This is a genomic window from Streptomyces sp. NPDC057939 (assembly GCF_042887545.1).
Lineage (GTDB): Bacteria > Actinomycetota > Actinomycetes > Streptomycetales > Streptomycetaceae > Streptomyces.
Genome location: NZ_JBHVPG010000007.1, coordinates 30,899 through 54,982, shown reverse-complemented (window position 1 = coordinate 54,982; position 24,084 = coordinate 30,899). Strand labels below are relative to the sequence as shown.

General features: G+C 70.3%; 23 protein-coding genes. 10 read left to right on the top strand and 13 right to left on the bottom strand.

Going from position 1 to position 24,084, the window contains the following annotated elements:
* Positions 1 to 211: 211 nt before the first annotated feature.
* On the bottom strand, positions 212 to 736 hold the full coding sequence (locus tag ACFVS6_RS10750) for a MarR family winged helix-turn-helix transcriptional regulator (protein WP_389702605.1): 525 nt from the start codon (positions 734 to 736) through the stop codon (positions 212 to 214).
* A 223-nt stretch (positions 737 to 959) separates the two neighbouring features.
* Between ACFVS6_RS10750 and ACFVS6_RS10745 the strand changes: the two genes are divergently transcribed.
* Positions 960 to 2,414 carry an MFS transporter gene (locus tag ACFVS6_RS10745; protein ID WP_389702603.1) on the top strand — a complete coding sequence of 485 codons (1,455 nt, stop codon included), beginning with the start codon at positions 960 to 962 and terminating at the stop codon, positions 2,412 to 2,414.
* Between the two features lie 299 nt (positions 2,415 to 2,713).
* Here the strand turns inward: ACFVS6_RS10745 and ACFVS6_RS10740 are convergent, their stop codons facing one another.
* Positions 2,714 to 4,282 (bottom strand): alpha/beta hydrolase, encoded by a 1,569-nt coding sequence (locus ACFVS6_RS10740; RefSeq protein ID WP_389702601.1) that lies wholly within the window; start codon positions 4,280 to 4,282, stop codon positions 2,714 to 2,716.
* Positions 4,283 to 4,630: 348 nt separating this feature from the next.
* Here ACFVS6_RS10740 and ACFVS6_RS10735 point away from each other — a divergent pair, with 348 nt between their 5' ends.
* Positions 4,631 to 5,590: a DUF1152 domain-containing protein gene (locus ACFVS6_RS10735; protein WP_389702600.1), complete on the top strand. Its 960-nt coding sequence runs from the start codon at positions 4,631 to 4,633 to the stop codon at positions 5,588 to 5,590.
* Between the two features lie 53 nt (positions 5,591 to 5,643).
* Here ACFVS6_RS10735 and ACFVS6_RS10730 read toward each other — a convergent pair whose 3' ends face one another.
* Positions 5,644 to 6,141, bottom strand: coding sequence for a hypothetical protein (locus tag ACFVS6_RS10730; protein ID WP_389702598.1), 498 nt, complete (start codon positions 6,139 to 6,141; stop codon positions 5,644 to 5,646).
* Between the two features lie 494 nt (positions 6,142 to 6,635).
* Here ACFVS6_RS10730 and ACFVS6_RS10725 point away from each other — a divergent pair, with 494 nt between their 5' ends.
* Together ACFVS6_RS10725 and ACFVS6_RS10720 are read left to right on the top strand one after the other, a co-directional pair.
* Positions 6,636 to 7,154: a proline dehydrogenase gene (locus ACFVS6_RS10725; RefSeq protein ID WP_389702596.1), complete on the top strand. Its 519-nt coding sequence runs from the start codon at positions 6,636 to 6,638 to the stop codon at positions 7,152 to 7,154.
* A 348-nt stretch (positions 7,155 to 7,502) separates the two neighbouring features.
* The gene (locus ACFVS6_RS10720; protein ID WP_389702594.1) at positions 7,503 to 7,961 is read left to right on the top strand and encodes a nuclear transport factor 2 family protein; all 459 of its coding nucleotides are present in this window, start codon (positions 7,503 to 7,505) and stop codon (positions 7,959 to 7,961) included.
* 33 nt (positions 7,962 to 7,994) lie between these two features.
* Here the strand turns inward: ACFVS6_RS10720 and ACFVS6_RS10715 are convergent, their stop codons facing one another.
* Positions 7,995 to 8,570, bottom strand: a complete 576-nt coding sequence (locus tag ACFVS6_RS10715; RefSeq protein ID WP_389702593.1) for a hypothetical protein — start codon at positions 8,568 to 8,570, stop codon at positions 7,995 to 7,997.
* A 1,789-nt stretch (positions 8,571 to 10,359) separates the two neighbouring features.
* Between ACFVS6_RS10715 and ACFVS6_RS10710 the strand changes: the two genes are divergently transcribed.
* Positions 10,360 to 10,647: a hypothetical protein gene (locus ACFVS6_RS10710; RefSeq protein WP_389702591.1), complete on the top strand. Its 288-nt coding sequence runs from the start codon at positions 10,360 to 10,362 to the stop codon at positions 10,645 to 10,647.
* 69 nt (positions 10,648 to 10,716) lie between these two features.
* Positions 10,717 to 11,181 (top strand): hypothetical protein, encoded by a 465-nt coding sequence (locus tag ACFVS6_RS10705; RefSeq protein ID WP_389702589.1) that lies wholly within the window; start codon positions 10,717 to 10,719, stop codon positions 11,179 to 11,181.
* 454 nt (positions 11,182 to 11,635) lie between these two features.
* On the opposite strand, the gene ACFVS6_RS10700 is transcribed toward ACFVS6_RS10705, so the two are convergent.
* Together ACFVS6_RS10700 and ACFVS6_RS10695 are read right to left on the bottom strand one after the other, a co-directional pair.
* Positions 11,636 to 11,854: a hypothetical protein gene (locus ACFVS6_RS10700; protein WP_389702587.1), complete on the bottom strand. Its 219-nt coding sequence runs from the start codon at positions 11,852 to 11,854 to the stop codon at positions 11,636 to 11,638.
* A 134-nt stretch (positions 11,855 to 11,988) separates the two neighbouring features.
* Positions 11,989 to 13,419: a DUF2252 domain-containing protein gene (locus ACFVS6_RS10695; protein ID WP_389702585.1), complete on the bottom strand. Its 1,431-nt coding sequence runs from the start codon at positions 13,417 to 13,419 to the stop codon at positions 11,989 to 11,991.
* Between the two features lie 327 nt (positions 13,420 to 13,746).
* Between ACFVS6_RS10695 and ACFVS6_RS10690 the strand changes: the two genes are divergently transcribed.
* Complete coding sequence (locus ACFVS6_RS10690) at positions 13,747 to 14,577, top strand: 2OG-Fe dioxygenase family protein (protein WP_389702584.1); 831 nt, start codon at positions 13,747 to 13,749, stop codon at positions 14,575 to 14,577.
* Positions 14,578 to 14,708: 131 nt separating this feature from the next.
* Here the strand turns inward: ACFVS6_RS10690 and ACFVS6_RS10685 are convergent, their stop codons facing one another.
* The 4 genes from ACFVS6_RS10685 to ACFVS6_RS10670 form a co-directional block, all read right to left on the bottom strand.
* Positions 14,709 to 16,004, bottom strand: coding sequence for a diacylglycerol/lipid kinase family protein (locus ACFVS6_RS10685; protein ID WP_389702931.1), 1,296 nt, complete (start codon positions 16,002 to 16,004; stop codon positions 14,709 to 14,711).
* Positions 16,005 to 16,233: 229 nt separating this feature from the next.
* The gene (locus ACFVS6_RS10680; protein ID WP_389702582.1) at positions 16,234 to 16,611 is read right to left on the bottom strand and encodes an amphi-Trp domain-containing protein; all 378 of its coding nucleotides are present in this window, start codon (positions 16,609 to 16,611) and stop codon (positions 16,234 to 16,236) included.
* 432 nt (positions 16,612 to 17,043) lie between these two features.
* Positions 17,044 to 17,340 (bottom strand): hypothetical protein, encoded by a 297-nt coding sequence (locus ACFVS6_RS10675; RefSeq protein ID WP_389702580.1) that lies wholly within the window; start codon positions 17,338 to 17,340, stop codon positions 17,044 to 17,046.
* 316 nt (positions 17,341 to 17,656) lie between these two features.
* A complete protein-coding gene (locus tag ACFVS6_RS10670; RefSeq protein ID WP_389702579.1) occupies positions 17,657 to 18,538 on the bottom strand; it encodes an SMI1/KNR4 family protein in 882 nt (293 codons plus the stop codon).
* A gap of 225 nt (positions 18,539 to 18,763) precedes the next feature.
* Between ACFVS6_RS10670 and ACFVS6_RS10665 the strand changes: the two genes are divergently transcribed.
* On the top strand, positions 18,764 to 19,891 hold the full coding sequence (locus tag ACFVS6_RS10665) for a hypothetical protein (protein ID WP_389702578.1): 1,128 nt from the start codon (positions 18,764 to 18,766) through the stop codon (positions 19,889 to 19,891).
* A 208-nt stretch (positions 19,892 to 20,099) separates the two neighbouring features.
* Here the strand turns inward: ACFVS6_RS10665 and ACFVS6_RS10660 are convergent, their stop codons facing one another.
* Positions 20,100 to 21,419 carry a hypothetical protein gene (locus ACFVS6_RS10660; protein WP_389702576.1) on the bottom strand — a complete coding sequence of 440 codons (1,320 nt, stop codon included), beginning with the start codon at positions 21,417 to 21,419 and terminating at the stop codon, positions 20,100 to 20,102.
* A 60-nt stretch (positions 21,420 to 21,479) separates the two neighbouring features.
* Positions 21,480 to 21,770 carry a hypothetical protein gene (locus ACFVS6_RS10655; RefSeq protein ID WP_389702574.1) on the bottom strand — a complete coding sequence of 97 codons (291 nt, stop codon included), beginning with the start codon at positions 21,768 to 21,770 and terminating at the stop codon, positions 21,480 to 21,482.
* Positions 21,771 to 21,921: 151 nt separating this feature from the next.
* Here ACFVS6_RS10655 and ACFVS6_RS10650 point away from each other — a divergent pair, with 151 nt between their 5' ends.
* Entirely contained in the window at positions 21,922 to 22,554 is a 633-nt protein-coding gene (locus ACFVS6_RS10650) for a hypothetical protein (protein ID WP_389702572.1), read from the top strand.
* A gap of 63 nt (positions 22,555 to 22,617) precedes the next feature.
* Here the strand turns inward: ACFVS6_RS10650 and ACFVS6_RS10645 are convergent, their stop codons facing one another.
* Entirely contained in the window at positions 22,618 to 23,025 is a 408-nt protein-coding gene (locus ACFVS6_RS10645) for a DUF427 domain-containing protein (RefSeq protein WP_389702570.1), read from the bottom strand.
* A 428-nt stretch (positions 23,026 to 23,453) separates the two neighbouring features.
* Between ACFVS6_RS10645 and ACFVS6_RS10640 the strand changes: the two genes are divergently transcribed.
* Entirely contained in the window at positions 23,454 to 24,032 is a 579-nt protein-coding gene (locus tag ACFVS6_RS10640) for a fasciclin domain-containing protein (protein ID WP_389702568.1), read from the top strand.
* Positions 24,033 to 24,084 lie beyond the last annotated feature (52 nt).

Genomic DNA, 24,084 nt, shown 5'->3' with positions numbered 1-24,084 from the left:
CACGCCTTCGGCGGGGGCGAGGAAGGGATCGGCCTTCCGATGGTGAGGACTGAGGCCGGTGACGGGTGGCTGCGGCTGGATCGGTCGCAGGCCCTGACCTGGTCCGGCGCCCCCGGCGCCGGAGTAGGAGGCGTAGCAGTCGCCGAGCGCGGCGTGGGGGGAGCGCTGAGGCGGGGCCGCCCCGCCCAGCCGGTGATCGGCGCCATGGCGGTCAGGGAGTCGGATCGTCGGAGTTGCCGGGGGAGCGGGGTGTCACCACGTCCTGTTCCGTGAGGTGGCCGTCCATGGTGGCGTTCAGGTCGGTGATGAACGCTTCGACCTGTTCCAGGAACCGGGGCGGGTAGTGCGACATCGCCGCATCGAGGCGGTGGGCGAGCGGGCCGAAGAACTCGTCCGCCCGTTCCTGGATGTGCCCGCCGCTGCGCAGCGTGACGATGCGCCGGTCGGAGTGTTCGCGGGCGCGGGTGATGTGCCCCGCTGCTTCGAGGCGGTTCAGCAGGGCGGTCGTGGCGCCCGTGGACAGGGGGATCCGCGCGCTCAGACGCGCCGGTGACAGGGGTGCCCCGCGCTCCTCGGCGGCGGCGATCTCCAGGACCGCGGTCGCGTCCGTGGAGTGGAGGCCCAGCCAGGTGGCGAAGCGCCGGCTGAGCTCGGAGTAGTGGCCGCCGTAGATCCTCAGCGATTCCATGAGCCGCTCGCGCTGCTCCGCGACACCGTCACGCACCGCTTCCTCCATGTCGAGCCTCCACACTTCACTCCGGCTGCCGCGGGGTCCACGCACCCCGCTTTGACAACCTACCGCGCTCATTTTACCTTCATGGTGGAATTACTTCATCATGGAGGTATCTCGCGTGCATGCCCCGTCCCCGACCCCGTCCCCGACCCCGCCCCCGACCCCGTCCCCCACGCCTCACGAGACGACAGAGCCCTACCGATGGCGGTGGTTGATCCTGGCAGTGATGATCGTCGCGGAGATCATGGATCTCCTGGACGCCTCGATCGTCAACGTCGCCGGACCGGACCTGGAGCGATCGCTCGGTGCCGGTTCCATCGGACTGCAATGGGTGATCGGCGGCTACGCCCTCACCCTGGGCGCCGGCCTGGTGCTCGGCGGCCGGCTCGGCGACCGTTACGGTCGACGTCGCATGTTCCTGGTCGGGCTCGCGGCCTTCACCGCGACCTCACTGCTGTGCGCGGTCGCGCCGAACATCGAGTCGCTGATCGCCTTCCGCCTGCTGCAGGGCACCGCCGGAGCGATGCTGCTGCCCCAGGGCCTGGGCCTGCTGCGGGAGAACTTCTCCGGCCCCGAACTCACCAAGGTCTTCGCGATCTTCGGACCCGTCCTCGGTCTGGGCGGCATCATCGGTCCGGTCCTGGGCGGCTTCCTCATCGAGGGCGACTTCTTCGGCCTGGGCTGGCGGTCGGTATTCCTGATCAACCTGCCCATCGGCATCGCGGCACTGATCGTCGCGGCGAGGTTCGTGCCCAGGAAGGCGGGCGACCGCACGGTACACGTCGACATGACCGGCGCCGCCCTGGTCGTGCTCTCCTGTGCTCTGCTGGTCCTGCCGCTGAACCAGGGGCAGGAGGAGGGCTGGCCCCTGTGGACGTGGCTGTCGATGGCCGCCTCGGTGATCGGGTTCGCCCTCTTCGCCCTTCAGCAGCGCCGCATGGCCGCCTCCGGCCGCGAGCCGCTGGTGACCCCGGGCCTGCTGCGCAAGCCGGCCTTCACCGTCGGGCTCGGCGGCATCGCCCTGTTCTTCGGCGGCCTCATCGGCACCCAGCTCGTGCTCACCCTGTTCCTCCAGATCGGCCGGCACTTCACCGCCGGTGAGGCGGGACTGGGCAATCTGCCCCTCGCGGTCGGAACCGCGATCGGCGGCGCGGTCAGCGGCGCGTTCCTCGCGGACAAGATCGGCCGCAAGGTGCTGCAGATCGGACCGCTGGTCCAGCTTGCCGGCGCGGCCGTGCTGTGGTTGGAACTCGACGCCCTCGATGCCGCCTCGTTCTCGATCTGGGACATCGTTCCCGGCATGACGGTGGCGGGCGTCGGCGCGGGCATGGTGATCGCCGCCCTGTTCAGCTTCATCCTGGCCGCGGTGGACGACGACGAGATCGGATCCGCCTCCGGTGTCCTGTCGGCCGTGCAGGCTGTCGGCGGTTCCATCGGCGTCGCGGTCTTCGGCTCCGTGTTCTTCGGCCAGGCCAAGACCGGTGACTTCACCGGGGGCTTCCACCGGGCGCTGATCGTCCAGGCGTGCCTGCTGGTGGTCTTCCTCGCGATCACCTTCCTGCTGCCCAGGAAGGGCCGCCCCGAGGACGAGCAGCACCACATCGGCCCCGAGGCCACGGCCGACGGACCCGCACCGCGATCCGGATCCGGATCCGGCGCCAAACAGCACCTCTCCCTCTGAGCCCAGACCGGCACCGCGCACGACAGGCGGGCCCCGGCGCCCGCCGAACGGTGCGCCGGACTCTGGATGTTCAGGCGGAGCCGGAGGACTCCGTTGGGAACGTGGCAAGAATGCGAGGAACCGGCACGTTGGAGGACATGGATCGAGTGACCCGTTTCGAGGCCCGCGCAGAACCTTCAACGAGGCGAGGCCCTTCCCCCGGCCGCTCCTGGGCACAGGACCGCACGACCCGCTCCGAACGCACCGTCGGTCCGGGCGCCATCGAGCAGGGCACCGATACGGACCGGATTCGGAAACGATCAGGAGAAGGGCTGCTTGTCCGTGCGGCAGGTGGTCCCGGGCGGTGGCAGCGTGCCGTCTACGAAGTACCGGCTCTCGTACGTCTTCACGCAGGTGCTGGCGTTGTTGAACAGGGCCGTGTGGCCGTACCCGTCGTGGGTGAGGAGGCGGGCGTTGGCCAGTTCCCGCGCCATGGCCTGGGAGCCCGTGTACGAGGTGGAGGGGTCGTAGGTGGTCCCGACGACGAGGACGGGGTTTGCGGTGGGCCTGTTCCACGGCCCGGTGTATCCATCGGCGGCCCGGGCAGGCCAAGTGGCGCACGGTTCTCCTGCCCAGGTCCAGAAGCGGCCCGCGTCGCCCGCCCGCCGGGCGCTGCTCTCCTCCAGAGCGTGGAAGGCGGCCGGATCACGGGGGTTGGGGCTGTCGCCGCACCACACGGCCATCGCCTGTTCGTCACCGAGGTACGGTTCGGGGTTGGCGACCGGCGGCGGGGGCGGGAACACCGCCGGTTTCGGGGTCCGCCCCTCCCACAGGTCCTGGAGGCGGCGGGCGAGGTTCGCCCGGCCCGGGTCCACGATGTAGAGGCCGGTGACCGTGTCCGCGACCGTCCTGGCGTACGTCCACGTGTCCACCGGGTTGGCCCTGAGACGCTGCATCAGCTGATCGAACTTCGCGCGGGTCGCCTTCGGATCGCCGGCCGAGAAGGCACAGCGGTCCGTGGCGGCCGATCCGCACAGGTCGAGGAACCGGTTCAGGGTGGCTGAGGCGCTGAGGTCGGAACCCATGCGCAGGAAGGTGGGAGTTCGGGCGTCGGGCCGGCCGCCGTTCGTCCACGCGGAGGGCGCGATGTTGCTGTCCAGGACCATGGCGCGGACCTTGTCGGGGAACAGGTTGGCGTAGGTGGCGCCGAGGATCGTGCCGTAGGAGACACCGAAGTAGTTGAGCTGCGGCTCACCCACGGCCTGCCGGAGCAGGTCGAGGTCCCGGGCGGTGTCGGCGGTCGACACGTGGCGCAGGAGGTCGGCGTCGTGTTTCTCGCAGCGCCGGCCGAGGTCCTCGTAGGCGTCGATCCAGGCGGTGCGCTCCTTCTCACCCACGGGGAAGCCGACCGGTTTGGTACGCCCCCACGCCTCGGCGGCGTCGGTGCCGTCGAAGCAGTTCACCGCCGTGCTGTTCCCGATGCCGCGCGGGTCCCAGCTGACGATGTCGAACCGCTCCCGCAATTCCTTCGGGAAGGAGTCGTAGTTCTGCGGGACCTGTACCGTCCCTGGGCCGCCGGGTCCACCCGGGTTCACGAAGAGGGTTCCGACGCGCCGCGCACCATCGGTCGCCTGCCTGCGGACCAACGCCAGGTCGATGGTGCGGCCGGCGGGTGCGGAATGGTCGAGGGGGACGCGGGCGGTGGCGCAGTCGTACGGGCTGCCGGGCGTGCAGGGACGCCAGTCGAGCCGCGGAATGCCCACCGGGGGAGACGGCGTGACCCGAGCGGCGGCGGGTCCGGGCCAACTGAGTACGGTCGAGCAGACCGCCGCGGCGACGAGCGCGGCCGCGCGCTGCCGGCGGCCGCTGGTCAGTCCGGACAGGCGCATGGTCGGCCCTCCTCCGTTGCGTCGGGCGTCGGGCTCTTGCCGACCGCACCGCCGCGGCGGGGCGTGGCGAGAACCCCTCACTCCACGAAACCGCGATTCACCGGCCCACGCGAGCCGAACGCACGGACCGGACCGCCGGTGGCGCACCGGCCGAGGCCGTGCCGACACCGCACGAATGCGCCTGCCCGAAGGAGCCCGGTCGCGCTCGGTGCGCTGCATACCCCAGTGCGGTGTGCCATGCCGTCGCGCAGCAACTCGACGTGACCGCACCCCGACATACCGCCACCGCCGCCCCCACCACGGAAATTCCGGGGCGCGATCCCCGCGCGGCCCCGCACAATGATCGGCATGACTGCCCTGCACACCAACCCGCTCTTCGCCCGACTCGACCGTGCCGAACGCGTCCTGATAGCCGGCGCGGGCGGGGGATTCGACATCTACGCAGGGCTCCCCATCGCCCTCTCGCTCATGCACCAGGGCAAGGACGTCCACCTGGCCAACCTCTCCTTCAGCTCCCTCGCCGGTCTGCCGATGGAGGACTGGGCGGCACCCGACCTCGCCGCGATCACCCCCGAGACCGCACCCCACCAGGCCTACTTCCCCGAGCGGACCCTCGCCCAGTGGCTCCGGCGGCTCGGCTACCCGTCCACGGTGTACGCCTTCCCGCAGGTCGGGGTCCAGCCCCTGCGCGCCGCCTACCGGGCCCTGATCGACCTCCACCGCATCGACGCGATCGTCCTGGTCGACGGGGGTACGGACATCCTGATGCGCGGCGACGAAGCCGGGCTCGGCACCCCCGAGGAGGACCTGACCAGCGTCGCGGCGCTGGCGGCGCTGGACGACGTACCGGAGCGCCTCGTCGTATCGGTCGGCTTCGGCGTGGACGCGTACCACGGCGTCAGCCACGGCCTGGTACTGGAGAACATCGCGGCGCTGGAACGTGACGGGGCGTACCTCGGGGCGTTCTCGATCTCGCGGGCCACCCGCGAGGGCGCCCTCTACCTGGACGCTGTGGCACACGCCGAGGAACACACCCCCGATCGCCCCAGCATCGTGAACGGCTCCATCGCGGCGGCCGTGCGCGGTGCGTTCGGCGACGTCCGGTTCACCGAGCGCACCAGCGGCGGCGAGCTCTTCGTGAACCCGCTGATGTCACTGTGCTTCGCCTTCGAGCTGCCCGCCCTGGCGGCCCGTTGCCTCTACCTGGACCGCATCGAGGACACCTCGCTGATACGTCAGGTCCACTCGCGGATCGCCGAGTTCCGCGAAGATCTCGTCACCCGGCCGTCCCGGCGGATCCCCCACTGACCGCCGTCGGTCGGCGATCGGCCCTCTGCTGGACGGAAGCGCACGAACTCGGTTCAGGGGGCGGCGAGCCGGCCCTCGCAGGCGGGAGTGTTGCGGATCGCTGTGAGTGAGAGGTACTGGGTGCCGCCTGGGGGGTCAGGGGTGACGACCAGGCTCCAGGTGCCCTTCGACAGGGCCACCGCCACAGGGGCGGCGGTCCGGCGTTGGGTGATGCGCCAGCCGTGGTCGGCCAGTCGGTCCACGATCACGGTCAGCTGCGCGTCGCTCGTCGTGCCGATGTGATTCTGGGCTGCCACGCACCCGGCCGCGTTCACCACACCGCCGCCGGCGATGCCGGGTCCCAAGCCTGCCGACGCGGCTACGGAATTGAAGTCCTGGAGGACGTCCTCCTGGAGCGGGTCCGGACCGGTGTACTTCGGCGCGCCCGAGTCCGGCTCCGCCTTCCAGCCGTTACCGGCGGAGCTTTTGCCGTCCGGAGAGAGCAGACCCCCCGCCGCCAATACGCCGAGCCCAGCGATCACGACCGCGAGACCTTTGACCTTGTTGTTCATGTACGCCCCCTTGCAAACCGCGGGGCCAGGTTCGTGTCGGCGCACGCAGGACTCCCACACGTCCCCCATGGTCGTCCCACCCGTCCCCGAGGCAATGCCCACAAGGCACGTGTGCCTTGATCTTCAATGTGCCTCGCCGGTCCAAGGTGCAGTACGACTCGACTGCGGTGTCGACCTGCACCGCCGACGAGAACCTCGACAGAGTAGCCGTCACGGCCGGGGCGGCGGATGGGCGGGCACAGGGTGCGGCCACTCGCCTTGCGGTGCGTGGTCGCGGTGGCCGACCGCAACCCACCTCGGCCTACCACGACGAGTGCACGGCCCGCGGCATCGCACACCCGCCTGACTGCGCCTCGCCCGCCCTCGTACGGGTCGTACGGGATCTGCACCGTCCCAGGCAGCATTCGGCGAGTCCTGCACCCCATCGGCACGTCACAAGCAGGGCCGAAGCCCCGGCGAACCGGATGGCCAGGAGGGACGGCAGACTGGAGCCCATGGACTCTGGACTCGCCGCGCTGTTGGGCGCCGCCGTCGGCTCCGCCACCACCCTCGGGGCCGCAATCGTCAACGGCCGTGCTCAGTCGCGGTCCCAGCACGCCCAATGGAGTCGCCAGCATCGCCGCGACGCCTACGCCGGCTACCTCAGCGCGCTCCACGACCGTGACATCGCGATGGACGCCGTGCTCGACGCGCTGCGTTCGGAGCAACCCGACCTGCCGGACATCGATGAGCGGATAGCCCGCTTCATCACCCTGGCCCGGGAGGTACACCGCGCCTGTGAAATCGTCATCCTCGAAGGGCCAACGGCCCTCGCGGAAGCAGCGGAACGCGTCAGCGCCGCTTCCAGCGACCTCTCGCACGTCATGCGACGGATGGCTGAGAACGCCCGTGCGGGAAACACCACCCACAAGGCCGACGACCTCGCCCTTGCCGCCGAACGGGAGCGGACCCTCTACGAAGCCGTCAAGGACTTCCGCCTCGCGGCCCGCAGCACCATCGACAAGGCCAAGTGAACGCAGAACTCCGAGTGCCCGCCCCGGATCGTCGGGCAATGGAGGTGTTGTTCCGCATGCACGCGATGGGCCGGCGGCCCGGCGGCCCGGCGGGAGAGTGGAGAGCTCCAGTAAACGGCCGCCGCCGCAGGGTCGCCCTCGACTCCTGACAGCCGCCCCGCCTCGGTTCCGACGTGCGGAACTGCTGTCGTGAAGACCCAGGGGGCCCGCCTCTGGAGGGTGGAGTCTCCTGTCCCTGTCGGCCGCTCGTTACCCCTGGGGTAATCGACCCGGCTCGCCTCCACCGCGAGGATCAAGCACATCGACGGGAACTCACTCCGTCGGGAACGCAACGGTGAGGAGAGCGCCATGTCCGTTCAGTCAGCTGCGAACACAACGGGTTCGGGCACCACCACGAGTTCTGTTGCCGCCGCCACCCGGGCCGTGGTGCAGGAGTTCATTGCCGCCCGGGTGGCCGGGGACACCGGACGGCTCACCGGGCTCTTCGCCGGTGAGGTCGACTGGCTGCTGGCCGAGAATCCCGTCGTCCCGTGGATCCGCCCGCGGTCCACTGCCGCCGAGTGCGCCGCGCAGCTGACGGAGTTGTTGGAGCACACCGTGCCCGAAGAGGCGCGCGCCTCCGTCGACACCTTCCTCGTCGACGGCACGGAAGCTGTCCTGATGGGGCACCTGTCAGGGACCGTACGCGCGACGGGAAAGTCCTTCGCGGGCCCGTTCGCACTGCACCTCACCGTCGAGGACGGCCGGATCACCCGGCACCACCTCTACGAGAACAGCCTGTCGATCGCGGAGGCCTGCACCCCATGAGGGCACGGTTGGTTCCGGGAGGGTGCGGGGGCGCTACGACCTGGGCACACCGGCGACGACAGCGCGCGAGCGGGGATTTGTGATCACGGGGCAGGAATTCCACAACTCCAACCCAGCCGCGACCAGTTCCAGTACCGCGTCATGCTCTGCGGGAGTCCATTCGGCGCATTCGTCGGCGAACAACTTCTCGTAGGCGCTGTTGTGCACCGAACTCTGCCGGGGCAACCGGTTGCTCTCGTGGAGTCCGCGTGCCAGATCCTCGAAGAAGTTCCAGGCCTCCAGCACCGGACCCGCGGGAACACGCCGGCGCACCGGGTCCTCGAGCCAGTGCTCGACACGCTTGAGTTCCAGGGTGTTGGCCTCGGCAGTGGCCGGCCTCAGCCCCCGTCGGGTTGCGTACATCCGTGCTTGTCGGACAGTCGTGAACACCGGTACCCCACAGCGATCGGCCGCCGGCAACGCCACCACCTGATCAGGTGCGTCGCCTCTGCCACCACTCCACAGAATCACCGCGCTGCGGCCTCGTCCACGAACCCGATAGGCGTGGAGACTCCCGAAAACGTTGGAGCTGCTCGCCGCGAACGCATCCGCCATCTCGATCCTTGTCACGCCCTCACACTGACATGATCGGCGAGAACGCTCGCGGAATTTCTCGGCACGATGGTGTCGGACCGGCGGCGTTGACCTGGCTTCCGGCGCCCGCGCGGATCCGGCGGGCTGATCGCACGGGAGGTCGGCCCGACCTGGACTCGAAGAGCGGGGCGCCCACCGGGTTCCGGTTCGGCCTTGTCGGTCCCACCGCTCTCACCGTCCCGCCATCGATACGCACGGCATCGCGGGGCTCCGGGCGATGGCATCGCGCTGCTTCACCGGGCTTCCGATCCGGCCGGGGGTGCGGGGTGGGGCGCGGTTCGTGGTCGACCGCTGCCGAGCCTCTCGGCCTTGCCGCGCAAGGTCGCGGCCGGACGCGCCGGTCGGGTGGTCGTGGCTCCGGTCGTCACCTGGGACGGCGCCTCTCGTCATGGCGAGGCGTGTGTCGAGGAGTCGGTGTCACTCTCTCGTCCGGCGGCCACTTTGCCCACACGCGGCGTCCGGTGGCCAGTGTTGCCAGTGTGATCACTGTTACGAGAGTGAATCGCGGTCCCTAGGTGAATGTTCAATATCCGTTTTGCGTATAAAAGTCGCAATTGATCCCGTGAGGGGTCCTGGTCGACAAGGAGCAGTGCGGATGGATGCTCGTCGTAAGGCGAGAGCGGGCGCCGGGGGCGCGTGGCTGATGTGTGGGCTCCTGGCCTCGGCCGTGTTGGGAGTTGCCGGTGCGCCGGCAGTGGCTGCGGTCAACGTCGGACAGCAGGCGGGAACTACCTCTGTCCCGGCCGTGGCCGGGCCGCAGGCACCGTGTGAGCACGGGAGCGACGATCCTCGCATGAGCGGTGGCGGGGGAGGTGGTGGCTCCGAGAAGGACTGCAAGGAAGGTCCGCGCGGCCCCCGAGGCCCGAAGGGCGACACCGGCCCGACCGGCCCCACAGGCCCCACAGGCCCCACCGGGCCGACAGGTCCCACTGGTGCGACCGGCTCCACTGGCCCCACCGGTCCGACTGGTCCCACCGGTCCGCAGGGTCCCAAGGGTCACCCTGGAAAGCCCGGAGACACCGGCCCGACCGGGCCCCAGGGCGACACCGGCCCGCAGGGTCCGAAGGGTCGTCCGGGCAAGCCGGGTGACACCGGTCCGACCGGGCCCAAGGGTGACGTCGGGCCCAAGGGCGACACCGGATCCAAGGGTGACACCGGCCCGCAGGGCCCCAAGGGCCACCCCGGCAAGCAGGGCGACACCGGCCCTCAGGGTCCGAAGGGCGACACGGGTACTCAAGGCCCGAAGGGCGACCCCGGTACCCAGGGTCCCAAGGGCGACACCGGTACTCAAGGTCCCAAGGGCGACACCGGTACTCAAGGTCCCAAGGGTGACCCCGGTGCGCAGGGTCAGAAGGGCGACACGGGCAATCAGGGCCCGGCCGGTCCTGCCGGCCCGCGTGGCGACAACGGCGCCCAGGGCGTCAAGGGTGATGCCGGTGTCCAGGGTCCGAAGGGCGACACCGGCAATCAGGGCCCGGCCGGCCCCATCGGTTCGGCAGGCCCGCCCGGATCGGCCGGCCCCGCCGGACCCGCGGGCACGGCCGGGATCGGTGGCCCTCCCGGCCCTGGCGGCCCCGCCGGACCGGCAGGTGCAGTCGGCCCCGCAGGGCCCGCAGGTCCGCCCGGTGCGTCCGGCCACGGCAAGCCGGGCCCCCAAGGTCCCGCCGGCCCCAAGGGTCCCAAGGGTGACAAGGGCGACAAGGGCGACAAGGGTCCTCGCGGTCCCAAGGGGGACTCCGGGCACGGACACCGCGCGGACCTCGACGTGCGCAAGGTGGTCAACATCAGCGCCCCCGTGCTCCCCGGCACCACGACCACGCTGGAAGCGGTCTGCCCCCGCGGCTACTTCGTCACCGGTGGCGGAGTCACCCTGCGCAGCCCCGATCTGAACGTGCACTGGGAGAACTCGGGCGACGCGCAGAACTGGATCGCTTCGGTCTCCAACACGCTGCCCGCCGGCACCGCCAACCCGACCGCAGGCACCTGGGTGGCCGAGGTCCACGCACTCTGTGCCCGGCTCGATCACAAGAAGCCCGGTCACGCCCACAAGTAGTCCCACGGTGGCCGGGTCGCATCACCACGACGGCCCGGCCCGCACGCACCAGCAAGGAGCAAAGCGAACATGCACCGCACCCCGAACCGTCCGGACGCCCGCCCGGCCGCAGTCCTGACCGCCTCTCTCGTCCTGGCACTCACCGGGTTCGCCGCACCGGCGTTCGCCGCGGACACTCCGCTCCGGTCGGGCAGCGACTGCGGCTACGACAACAAGCACAGCGACAACCGCAACCCCAGCCCCAACCATTGCCAGGACTCGCGCGGCGGAATCAGCTACGAACTGCAATCCCGGACCCTGGAGACGACGTTCACCGTCGTCCCGGGAACCCCGCACAACGGCAGCCTGGCCTGCGACCCGGGCTGGTTGATCGACAGCGGCGGCGTCGCCCTCAGCTCCACCAGCCTCTTCCTCCAGAAGTCCATCAAGGGCGTCAGCGAGTCCTGGGAGACCACGGTCGTCAACAACGACACCGCATCCCACACCTACGACCTCGCGATCGTCTGCAAGCGCCTGGTCGCCATCCAGCACTGACAGTTGCCGCGCATCCCCGTGGTAGCTCCAGCACGGGGATGCGAACGAGGCACTGACGGACCAGCCTCGAAGCGGTACCCACACGCGCGGAGCCCGGTCGGGCCACATCCACCCGAGCCGGGCTCTGTGTCGTCGGTCGCGCATCGATCCGTCAGCCCCACCCCACGGTCGGGACCGGCTCGTTCGCCGCGGCTGCTGTCCCGCACCCCGGCAAACCGAAACGGCTCTCGCGGCCGGGAAGCGCGTCGATATGCGCATCGGAGAAATGCGGCAGGGGCGAGAGAGGGCGTCCGACGTACGGGCGGAACTGTTCGGACCGCGGCCGAGGACTCGGCCGGCTTCGCAAGCGCCGTGGAGGGCGGTCGAGGAGTCGCTGGGCGTCAGGCTTGCCGATGTGGCGGAGGAGCGGGCGCCGCGTGCACCCGGGCGGGGGTTCAGGCGGCGCCCCGAGCCGTTACCCCTTGGACCCCGTATCCCCCTCGTCCTCCTTGTCGTCCCAGCGAGGATCCTCCTGCCACGCCCTGTTGCGGTCGGCCACCGTCTCCATGGCCGAAGCCGCCTTCTCGCGGGTGGGGTAGGGGCCGAGGCGATCGGGCCCGGGCCCGTCCACGACGGTGTGGGTGGCGGTGTCGAAGTACCATTCGCCCGACTCGGACGCGCTGTTGCTGTTCATACTGATCATCTTGCTCCGATCGGGACGTCCTACACGGGAAGCGTGGCATGCAGGTCGGCAGGTCGGCAGGTCGGCAGGCAGGCCCGATCGAGCCGGGGCGGGCTCCGCGGGGCCTGACCCTCAGGCCTGGCCCCTCAGTCCGTCGGTAGTTGCTCGGCCGGTAGGCGTCCCGTGCGCACCGCGTCCACCAGTGCCCGGTGGTCACGCTCGTTCTGGTCCGCGTACCCCTCCGCGAAGCTGACGAGGGCCCGGTCGAACGAGTCGCCGCTGCCAAGGTAGGAGGCGATCGCGATCCGATCGCCCGACCGTGCGTGGGCGCGGGCCAGCGTGATGCCGCAGACCTCGCCGAACGTCGCCAACTGGCCGGGTGACATCGTCTCCGGCATCGCGATGCCCTTCCAGTCGCGCAGTTGGCGGATGTAGAAGTCGCGGCGCTTGCCGTCGATCCCGTCGACCCTCTCCCACCCCAGGAACATGTCGCTCGTGGCCTGCATCAGTCGCTGTCCCGCGACCACGCGCTCGCCCTGGTTGCGGTGCGCGCCTGCCCCGAGGTGGTCGGCGAGCACGGACGGGCCCGCCTCCTTCGCCTGCAGCAGCAACGGGTCCCCGCCGTCCCGCCCGAGCAGCAGGAAGATCCAGCAACGGGTTCCCACGCTGCCCACGCCCACGACCTTGCGGGCGACGTCCTGCAGCCGGTAGTCCGTCAACAAGTGCCGTCGGTCGGACGGCAGCGTCAACCCGTACCGGTCGATGAGTCCGCTGAACTGCTTTTCCAACTCGCTGCGTTCGGCGTCCGGTAGCAGGTCGGCGGCCGGTACGAGCAGCGGAGGATCCGGCGCGATCATCGCGTGACCGTCCACCATTCGGGTGAGCTTGCCGAACGCTTGCAGGGTGTCCCGCGACCGTGCCCTGGCCAGGGCACGGTCGAGCTTCAGCCGACCCTTCTTGCGGAGCCGTGCTGCGGCGAGTTCCTTGAGGCGTCCGGCGTCGATCTTCGCGTACCAGACGTCGAGGTTGCCCATGCCGGCGAAGTCGATCATCGCCTCGCGGTACGAGCGCACGGTGCCGGCCACGATGCGGGCCCGCTCGGCGTCGTCGAAGCCGTTCGCCCGACCGGCGATGACGAAGCTCGCCGACAGCCGCTTCACGTCCCACTCCCATGGGCCGGGCAGGGTCTCGTCGAAGTCGTTGATGTCGAACATGAGCTCGCGCTCGGGCGACGCCAGCAACCGGAAGTTCAGCAGGTGAGCGTCTCCGCACAGCTGGGCGGAGATCCCCGAGTCGGGGGTGCCGGCGAGGTCCGAGGCCATGATCGCGGCGGCACCCCGGTAGAACCGGAACGGGGACTCGGTCATCCGGCCGTAGCGGATCGGCACGAGTTCGGGAACCCGGGTCGCCGACTGTGCCTCAAGGATCGCCAGCGGGTCCCGCCCGTCCGCCGGAGGTTCGTACGCCGCGTGTCCCGAGCGTGGCGAACGGCGCCGGGCCTCCTTGCCGCGTGCCGCCCGCTCCGCGGGACTCGCGTGGAGCGGGTGACGCATCGCGGTGCTCGCTTGGCGGTCCATCCGAGGCCCTCCTGCCTGGCCCTACGGCCGTCGAGCAGCACCGGCACCGTCGGGCCGCCGGGTCGGTGGCGGGACACGTGCTTCCACGCATGCCGGGGGACGGGTGCCGGGGCTCCCTGCCACCATAGATCCGCCCCGGGGGCCTCGCACGGCGCACGGTTACCACCGGGTCGGGAACGTCCTCGCCCCCGGAGACGGCGGGAAGCGTCAGCCAACCGCGCACGCGGCGCGAGCATTCCACTGGAGCGTGGAAGGATGCTGACTGCTCCCGGACCGACGCGGGCGGGCGGAACCGTGGCCGTGGCGGGTCATTCGGTGGAGGAACACGTGGAAAAGACAGAATCCGGGAGACGTTCGCACCCCGAGGCCGCGGATCCGGGTGGAGGCTCGGAGGATCTGCGCGAGCACGGGTTCGCCCGCTTCGGCGCGGACCGGCTCGGTATCGTCCCGGAGGGATCCCTCGCCGGTGATCTGGCCAGGATGCAGGAGGTCTGCACCGCCCTGCCGCCCGATCCCTACGCGCCGGGTACGAACCGGTTCCGCCGGTACTCCCATGCCGTGCACCTGCCCTGGAAGGGCGAGCTGTCCTGGATCCCCGGAACCCCCGACCCCGTGCACGGAACGGTCACGGACTTCTCGCAGGGCAGCGACGACCGCGAGCACCCCCGCCCGCGACGCGCGCTCCCCGCCATCCCCGAGACCCTCCTGGACAACGCGCTGCTGCTGCGACTCCTGCATTGGGACATCGATCAGGTCCTGGCCGTGAAGGACCTGGGCCGACGTCCCCTGTGGGTCGGTGTCCACCTGATCAGGCTCGGCGTCGACGGCCCGGGGCAGGAAGCCGTGTCCTCGCCGAACTGCCTCCACCAGGACGGAGGTTCGACCGGCACGTTCACCTTCGCCCATCTGATCAGCCGCACCAACGTCACCGGCGGGCAGAACGTCATCGCCACACCGGCCGGCGCGGGCCTCCAGCCCGAGGACCCGTGGGCGGACATCCACGCGAGCTTCACCCTCACCGACCCACTGGACGGTTACGCCGTCCACGACCACAGGGTCAGTCACTACGTCGGCCCGGTCCGCGCGGGTTCCGGTCCGGGGCCGGGCGAACGGTCCGTCGTCATCGTCGGTCTCGCCCCGTACGTGCCCCAGCTGTGACGCCGAGGCCGAGGCCGACGCCGACGTCGATGCCATCGCGCACCGTTCCGTTTCCCGGGGCCGATGACCGGCGCCGCTTCAGGTCCTGACCGACAAGGACCACCGGACCGGCACCCGCGCCGCCCATCCGGCTACCGGCCGGAGCCCGCACCCCGCCCCGTCGTGAAGGCCAGTCTGCGCACCTCGGGCCAGTTCATCGGTACCCCGGCACCCGCCCCGGGCCGGTGCCGGGGTACCAGGACCCGCAGTGCCCCCGGTTCCACGTGGCAGCGCACCGGCGCCGGCATCGTCAGGGACTCGCCGTCCACACCGACCTGGATGACCGGACCGTCAGAGTCCACGACAACCTCGCTGACACGGACCGACGTCAGGCCACCGGCCCGGCCGTGACGCAGGATTCCCGCCGCCTGCGCGGCGTTCGTCACCTTCACGCCCAGCACGCCGAGCGTGCCGGTGTCCAGCCGACTGCGCCTGCGGAGCCCCGCAGCGTCACCCCTGCCGTACGGATTGTTGCTCACCAGCACTGCCTGCGGACCGTCCACGGCGAACCCGGGGGCGTGCACGCTGAGCCGGGGGCCCGTGTGGCGCGCGAGCAGGTCCGGCAACAGCGCCAGGATCGTACGGATCTTGTCGTCGCGGTACGCCGGGTTCCGGACCACCTCCGCGTACGTCCCGAAGGACGCGTTGTTCACGAAGGGCCGGTCGCCGATCCTGCCGAGGTCGACCCGGACCTCCACCCCGTCGGCCAGGGCGTCCAGGCAGGCCGCCGGGTTGCGCCGGTCCAGTCCGAGGTCCAGGGCGAAGTGGTTGCGCGTACCCGCACTGATCACCAGGAACGGTACGCCCCGCTCCGAGGCCACACCGGCCACCAGAGCCTGCGTACCGTCGCCACCCGCGACCCCCAACAGGTCGGCCCCTTCGTCCACCGCCCGGCGCGCGAGGGCGACGACGTCCTGGGGATGATCCGGGTCGAGGAGGAGCACGTCGGCGCCCATCGCCTCGGCCTTCTCGCGGAGGTGGAAGGAGCCGACCTTTCCGCCGCCGGAGCGGGGATTCATGATGATGTACGGCCGTCGCGGCGGCACGGCGGGCAGCTCGGGCATCCGGGACCGACCCTCCCGCACGAGCGCGGCACGTCCGCAAGCCGCGGCCAGGACCCACAGGAGGACCGAGCAGATCACCACCCGGAGCAGTCCCACCCGGGCGAACCACACGATCACCGCCACGGGCGCCGCCACCAACAGCAGCGCCGCCATCCACCGAACGGGGCCACGGTGGGCCAGGACGAGCCAGGCGGCGACAGCGGTGAGGGACACTCCGGCCAGCCCGACACCCACCAGAACGACGCTCCGGAGCCCGGCGAAGACCAGCATGACGATGAGGGCCGCCGCACCGGACAGCAGGGCCAGACGTGCCTGGGCGTGCATGCTCACGCGGGGAGCCTCCGTTCGACCACGCGTCGTCTCGGTCACGTCCCGAGATCCGAGGGGCTTCATGCCCCCTGGACCCACTCTTCACCCACCACGCACGCAGCGTGCCGGCGACGCGACCGCCGGAGCGCACGGATGCCGTGGGGCACGTTTCCGCAACCCCACCGCAGCGGTGTCGCCGCGCCGCGGAGAACCGGACCGGACCGAACCGACCGGAAGCCGCAGCTCACGGGCGCTTCGCGACGGACCTTCGGGGTTTGGCCGTCGCCGCGGTCTTCCGCGGCCGTGCGGGTCGCGGCTGTGCCGTCGGTGCCCGTTCGCCATCGTCCGAGGCGTCCGGCGAGGTCTCCCGCCCGGCGCGCGCCTCCGTACGAGGTCGACCGGTCGTCCACTTCAGCTCGATCTCCAGCTCGATCTCGTCACCGTCCACCTCGATCTCGATCTCACTGCGGAGCTCATCGGGCACGCGCAGACTCAGGACGCCCGAACCGAGCGTGACCTCGGCGTTCCCGCCCTCTCTCAGTGCCTCGGCGAGCGCTGCGAGCTGCTCGGCGGCCTCGCTTCGGGACAGCGAGCGTTTCTGTTCGAACTTGAGGTCCGACACGTTTCCTCCAGGGCACGGGCCACGTCCGACCGAATCGACCGGACACCTGCCATGGTCTGTTCCTGTGGCCCATCCCGCACGACCGCCCGGCCCCACGGATGACGTTTCCCGTCGTGCACCAGGCCGGACGGCCCCGCTCCGGCCCGCCCGGGACGGGTCCGGATCGGAGGAACGGCGGGTACCGGTGAGGCGGAAACGTACCGGTGAAAGGTGCCACTGCCCGTCGGGTCGGAGAGCCGAGCGGGGGACGGGCCAGGGCCGGGCCACGGGGTCGGACCCCTGCCCCGCCGGCCGCTCCTACGAATCCGTCCGACCGGCCCGTGGAGAAACCTGATGACGTCCGACGCAGGCTCGGGTGCTGGTACGCACAAGCCCCGCAGCGGCTGGTCCGCTGCGGGGCTGTCGGCTCATGCGAAGGCCGGGCGGCTGAGGTCAGCCCTTGACGGTGGGCACGTTGGGGACGCAGAAGAGGCCCTGCAGGTAGCGGAAGACGATGTGCTGGCCATCGGGACACCAGCCCTGGTTCGGGTCCTTGTCGAACGGGACGCCGTCGTACACGCCGCGCGTGCAGAACGCCTTGGCGTCGCTGTTGTAGCCGCCGAAGAAGCCGCCGTTCTTGAAGCACTGATCGGCGGTGACGGTGGTCTGGGTGGCGGCGGAAGCGGTAGCCATGGGTGCGATGGCGAGGGCGGCCCCGAGGGCCAGGGCGGCAGTGATGCGGTGTCGCATAACCAACTCCTGAACGTGCTGGACAATTTGGCAAACGCCGCCCCTCATGCTTCCCGCCCGGCAACCCGCCGACCACAGAACCCGCCCCCTGTTTTGCCCCTAATGACCCCTTGCCGTCCTTGCCGGAGTCGTCCACCGCAGGCCCTGCGGGAGCGCCGGCCGGGTGCCCCTCCCGGACGGGCGAGCTGGCCCGGCGGTGCGGTCACGCACGCCCAGGGATGAGCTCATCGACCGGCAGGGCTCGCGGCTGCCGACGAACAAGAAGGCGCGGAAAGACCATCAGACCCTCCTCCTCTCCGTCGGTCGGATCCGCCTGTCAGTCCTCGTCCGTGACGGTGTCCCAGGACGGTAGGGGCGTTCCGGCCGCGGTCATGATCTCAACGACCTCGCAGCCCATGTGGTGAACGGCGTCGAGGAGACGCTGCCGGGCTCGTCCGCTGTCCTCGGGCGGGAATCCGATCCGGATTTGATGAGGGCGGGCGGCGTCGTAGGTGAGCAGCCAGTCGGCATCGAGGATTGCGAAGTGGTCCTGTCCCATCTCGTCGTGTTCGGAGCGCCACGAGCCCCGATCGACAGTGGGAGCCAGCGATTCGAGCAGGAGCCGTAGGCGTTCGGCGTGGGAGAAGGGACCTTCGGACAGACGAAGGCACCGGTCGGTGCGGGGGCGGAAGGAGTTGAACCACGGGGCCAGGTCCGGCTCCATGCCCACGAGCAGATCGGAGCTGGCACGCCCGAGGGCCCAGCTCTCGATGAACTCGGAGGTTCCCATGGCATGAGTCCGGTACCGGCCCTCGCTGCTCCACACCACGACGGGCCATTCCTCGGGGGCCCCGTCGGTGCGCCAACACAGTCGGTCCGCGTCCATGGTGGTGCCCCAGATCAGCAGTGCCCCGGGAGCCGGGTGCAGAGGATACGGGTGGCGCCGGCGGTCCCTTTCGCGAGATCCCGTCGGGTGGGCTCGCTGCCACTCGATGCCGTTGTGCTCGCTCGTACCGAACGGCGTGTGGAGGTGGAGGAAGTCGCAGAACTCCCCCCAACCGTAGGCCTCGACGAGCCGCTTGTAGTCCTCGGGCAGTCGGGTACCGAGCCCTGCCTCGACGACGGCCCAGTCACCATGGGAGTCCACGAGGACGGTCGGCGGTGCGATGAGCCGGACCAGCCGCTCGTGGTCGGTCGTGGTGGTCTTCCCATCAGTCATGGAGGCACCGTAAGCGTCACCGTGCGATGGGATCGACGAGATTTCGGGCTGGACAGGAACCCCGAACTCAGTCCCAGTGTTCGTGTGTTCGTCGTGGGGGACCGCTCGCGGCCCTGCGGATTGCCCAACACGACTGTCCGGGCTGCGAAAACACGTGCGAGAGTCCCGGATCGCCGGGCAGTATGTGCATTCGAGTACGTCATGATCACGAGGGGGGCCTCACACGTGGGGAAGAAGAACACCGTCGCAGTCGTCGCCGCAGCCGTACTGGCCGGGTTGGTGACGGCCGCAGGACCGGCCCAGGCCGTGGGCACCGTCGGCTGTACCCCGGAGATTCGGACCCTGCAGGCGTTGCCGGTCGGGGCCGTCCTGGACGGGGGGACCGTGTCGGACCTCGGCCGGGCGGATCTGGCGGTCGGCACCAGCAAGGGGCTGCCCGTGTACTGGACGGGCACCACGGTGCACGCCGTACCCCTGCCCGACGGCTGGACCGGCGGCCAGGTCTCGTCGGTCAGCGATGGCGGGCTGATGGTCGGCACGCTCCAGCGCGACATGGACACCACCGTCGCCTTCAGCTACCGCCCCGGTGACGCCGCGGTGAAGCTGCTGACCGCCCCCGGGCGCCGCGCGTCCTCCGTCGCCGTCAACGAGGGCGGACGCATCGCCACGAGCGAGAACGGCATCGCCAAGGAGTGGGTGAACGGCAAGCTCGTCCGTGAACTCCCGCTGCCCGCAGACGCCTTCCCCGGCAGCAAGCTGTCGGTGACGGCGATCAACAAGCGGGGCGACATCCTGGGCCACCTGCGAGGCGAGTTCTACGACCAGGAGAACGACCAGAACGTCGTGCGCCTCCACCCGGTGGTCTGGCCCGCCGGCGGCTACCCGCCGTACAGCCTCCGCGCCTGGAACGAGGAGGCGCAGATCCATAGCACCATCGGCACCGGCATCGACGAACGCGGCCGGGTCGTCGGGCACGAGTGGACGAGCTGGCGCGAGCTGCGCCAGCACCGCCCGGCGACCTGGAAGAAGCCCTACGACGCCCTGCCCACCGAGCCCGGACGACTCGCGGGGGAGCCCGAGTTGGCCCTGGAGGGCACGAGCCCGACATCGGGTGTGGCAGTCGGATACGCCTCGTCCTACGAGGAGCTCTGGACGGCGAGCACCCAGCCCGCGTACTGGCCCGGCAAGGGACCGGTGCTGACCCTGCCGGGCGGGGACGGCCCCCGCCGTGGCAGCGCCAAGACCGTCACCGACGACGACCGGGTCGGCGGCACGCTCCTGGACGCGAACGGCCTGGGCAGCCCGACGGTGTGGACCTGCGCGAGCAAGCAGGCCCACCTCCCGCAGGCGTAGCACCGCGGTGCTACCGCGAGGGTCCACCGGCCGAGACCCGGACCGGCACCGCGCCGCTGACCGGGCGCGGCCGGTTCGGGACCGGCCGGCGGCCCGCCGACGTCCGTCCCACGACCGACGAACCTCGGAAGGACCCGCGGGGCCTGCTCCGAGTGTCGTTGAACGAGGCGCGGCCGAAGCCGGGCGCGGCGGCGGCCGGTGGTCGTCGTCAGATGCGGTGGAGCGGAGCCGAGTGGCTCCAGTGCCAATTGACCGGGCCCCACTCCTTCTTCAGCGCGGTCCGCCGGCGGGTGTACGCCCGCAACGCCTCCTCGACGGTGGCGCCGAGGTCGGTCAGGTCGTCGGGCGCGGGTACGCGCAGGATCAGGTGCTGCTTGGTGTGGGCCAGCAGCAGGTCGCCGTTGGGGGCACAGGATCCGAGGATGAAGTGGGTCAGTGGCTTGAACGTCTTGGTGTCGGTGTCCAGCTTGGCGCGGAGCACTCCTGCCTTGTTCCAGGCGTAGAGGCCGTAGCGGTTCAGGTGGAAGGCGTGGCCGCGGTGCGCGTCGGCCGCGAGGTTGAAGCAGTGGCCGGTGAAGGGCGAGTCGCGCCACTCGTGGAGGCCGTGGAGGCGTCCGGTCATCTCGCCCTGGTCGCTGACGAGGGCGAAGACGAAGGGCTGGCCGCGGCTGCCGCCCCGGAACGTCCTGGCGTAGAAGGGGACGACGAAGAGGTTCTCGGAGAGCGGGACCGGGCGGCCCAGGCGGGACCGCTCCCAGCGGGAGAGGCTGTCCTCGGCGGCGACGAGTTCCGTCAGTGCAGGGCGGGGCCGGTTCGCCATGCCGACGGGAGCGTCCCGGTACGTCACGTGCGGGCGCAGGTCGACGGCGCTCTGGCGGGCCGGTTCGGGGTCGAGCGAGGCGAGCGCGCGGATGGCAGGCTTTGAGTCGGCGGTCAAGGCTCCCTCGGCGATGCCGACGAGGTTGGTGATGACGTTGCCGTAACTCCAGACGCCGTACTCGGCGAGTGTGCACAGCAAACGGCCGGCGGGAGTGACGGTGAGGGAGCCGGCGAAGGGGTCGCCCTCGCCCTGCGTGAACTCCCGGTACGGGCGACCGTCCTTGGAGTCGTAGACGGCCAGGACCCGACTCAGGTCCGGTGCGACGAGGGTCGTCCTGTCCGGCGTCCCGGTGACGGCGAGGACGCCGTCGGGCAGGACGCACAGGCTGAGGTCGCCGCCGTCGGCGACGTCCGAACCCTCCTCCCGCGCGCCGCCCGTACGGAACTGCGCGCTCGCCAGGATCTCGCCCTCCGCGGAGTACCGGGTGATGATCCGGTACCCGAAGTTCGCGACCTGCGGGTCCTGCTCATCGCGGGCGACCCCGTAGGTGTGGCGGTACACGCCGTACAGGGCGTACACGTCCCCGTTCGGAGCGCCGACGAGGTCGAAGAGGTGTACGCCCCAGCCCTTGGAGTAGAGCGCGGTCAGATCAAGGCGGTGGTGGTCCACCAGGGTGTCCGGCAGGGCCAGGGGAAGAGTCTGGATCATGTGTTTCATCATGCGCCACGGCGCTGACAGCCGGCCCGGAGCGCCGACCGCCGGAGGAGTTCAGGACCCCTTCTTGTCCAGGGGGAAGGCGGCTCCGGCGCGTACGGCACGGATGACCTCCTCGTGCAGGGCGCGGCTGGCCCCTTCGTCGGCGCAGGGGACGGGGCTGCCGGCCAGGGGCAGCCACTCGGACGCGCCGCTGTACTGCACCGTGACCTGGGCCAGGCCGTCGGCCTCGATCCACGTGGTGTGAATGTCGAGTTCACCCGTGAGGACGGGGCCCTCGCCACCGGTGTGCACCCCATCGCGCCCGGCGAAGACCCCGCGCGTGGTCCATGACGCCCAGTTCATCCGGCCTCCCCGGCAGTCCTTGGTGTAACCAGTGTGCCCTGCGGATCCCGATTGCCGAGCGCGCCGAGCCGATCGCAGCCACGTCGAGTACGAGGTGGACCGTCCATGAAATCGAATGCCTTTCGATCACGGGCCGTGGCACAGTCATCGCATGTCCGACGACATCGCTTATCCCGTCTTCCGCACTCCCGACGTCGTACTCGCTCTGGGTGCCGCGCGCCGCCTCATGGAGTTCGGCCGCTGCGAGTACTCCGAGGTGTCCGTGTGCGCCATGCTCGGGTCGGTCGCCGAGGTGCGACGAGTCGCGAAGGCGCTGCCCGCGGCGTTGTTCCGCGGGCATGAGGAGGCTTGGGAGTTCGAGGGGATGTCGTGGGAGGAGCATCCCGCGCTGGTCCTCGGCGTTCGGGGCCCCGATCTGCCGTCCGACCCGTCTGCGTACGAGGGGCGGCTGCCGGTGGAGTGCGAGCTGCGCGACCTGCCGGTCGGCAGCATCGAGGACGCCTTCACGGCCGCCATCGGATCCAACTCGGGCGAGATCAACTGGGAGCACCTGGCCTGGCCGGACGCGCCCGAGGCAGGTTTTCACGGTGAGTCCAAGCACGCCGAGGTGACGCTCCTCCTCAACACCGGCACCCGCGACCTCGACGACCGCACCGATGAACACACCGTCCTCGTCCACGTCCGCAGCAGCAGCTTCGGCGGCCGCCAGATGCGGGAGCCGTACGCGCACTGGCTCGCCGAGCAGGTGGGTCTCGCGGTCATCGGGCCCGGGCAGCGGTGGTGAAACGGCCCGGGCCGTGTGGCCGCGACAGGTGTCGACGGCCGCCGCTGCCCGCGGGCGGAGGGCCTACCAGCCCTGGGAGCCGGGTGTCCCCTTGAACGGACCCGTGATTTCGGACGTGATCCAACCACCGTAGAAGTCTCCCGGCTGCGCTTGCACCGGCTCGCCGCCCACCCAGCAGCCACCGACCCTGGTCGGGTAGAAGGCCATGCGACCGGCGATCTGGGCGAAGGCGGGCAAGGGATCCTCGTAGCTCCAGGCGGCATTCACGGATCGGTCGCGATCCGTGACGACCAGGTCCCAATACGTGGCGACTCCTTTCCACTCGCAGAACGAACGCGACGCGGATCGGACCAGAAACTCCGCTCGGACGTCATCGAACGGTACGTAGAAGACCGGCGGGTGACTCGTCTCCAGCACGCGCAGGGCCCGGTGGGTGTCGGCCACCCGCACGTCGGCGTACGTGACCACCACGTGCCGATCATCAGCCTCGACCCGCGGTGGACGGGGGTAGCTCCATACGGACTCTGCGGCTCGACCGGCCGCTCCCTCACTGCCGGTAGGCATCGCCGCCGCCTTCCGGGTTCCGCCGCGAGCCGCCTGCGTCGACCGCGAGTGGCCGGCCGCCATTTCTTCCGCCGGATGGGCCGGTGAGTGGTGTGAACGTCATGTTCTCCCTTCGCCTGTTCCAGCAGAAAGGATGCAGCCATTGCGGACCAGCCGTAGCTCGATTCGAGGAATCGTAGGAAGCGACGGAATCTCCGGGGTTCATCGCTCCGTCCCATCCGTTTCGAGAGCGGGGGGCGAAGTAGGGGTTGACGACGCTTCGCCCCGGGGCGGAATTCCGGACGTGAACGTCGAAAGGCAGCAGCCTGGAGATCTTCTTCTCAGGAGGAGGAACCATGACCAAGCAGCACGCCCGACGAACGGCCGCACTCGCGGTCTCAGCCTTCACACTTCCCATTCTGCTGGGTGTGGCAGCCCCGGCATTCGCCGACGCACACCGGGCTGACCCGTACGGTCCGGCCTGCGCATCAGTCCCCAAGGAGGGCTCAGGCAGCCTCGAAGGCATGTCCAAGGAACCGGTGGCAACCGCTGCGTCGAACAATCCGGCACTGTCGACGCTGGTCACGGCCGTCAAGAAGGCAGGACTGGTCGACACCCTGAACAATGCAGAGGGAATCACCGTGTTCGCGCCGACCAACGAAGCGTTCGCGAAGATCCCGAAGGCCGATCTGGACAAGATCCTCGCCGACAAGGCCGAGCTGACCAAGATCCTCACCTACCACGTGGTGGGGGAGAAGATCACCCCGGACCAGCTCGCCGCGGGTTCGTTCAAGACGCTCGAAGGTGGATCCCTGACCACGGCGGGTTCCGGAGACAACTTCACCGTCAACGGAAAGGCGAAGATCGTCTGTGGCGACATCCAAACCGCCAACGGCACGGTCAACGTCATCGACACCGTCCTCACACCCATGTGACCGGCACGCTCGCGTACACACCCCGACGGGGTCCGTGTGACGACGGACCCCG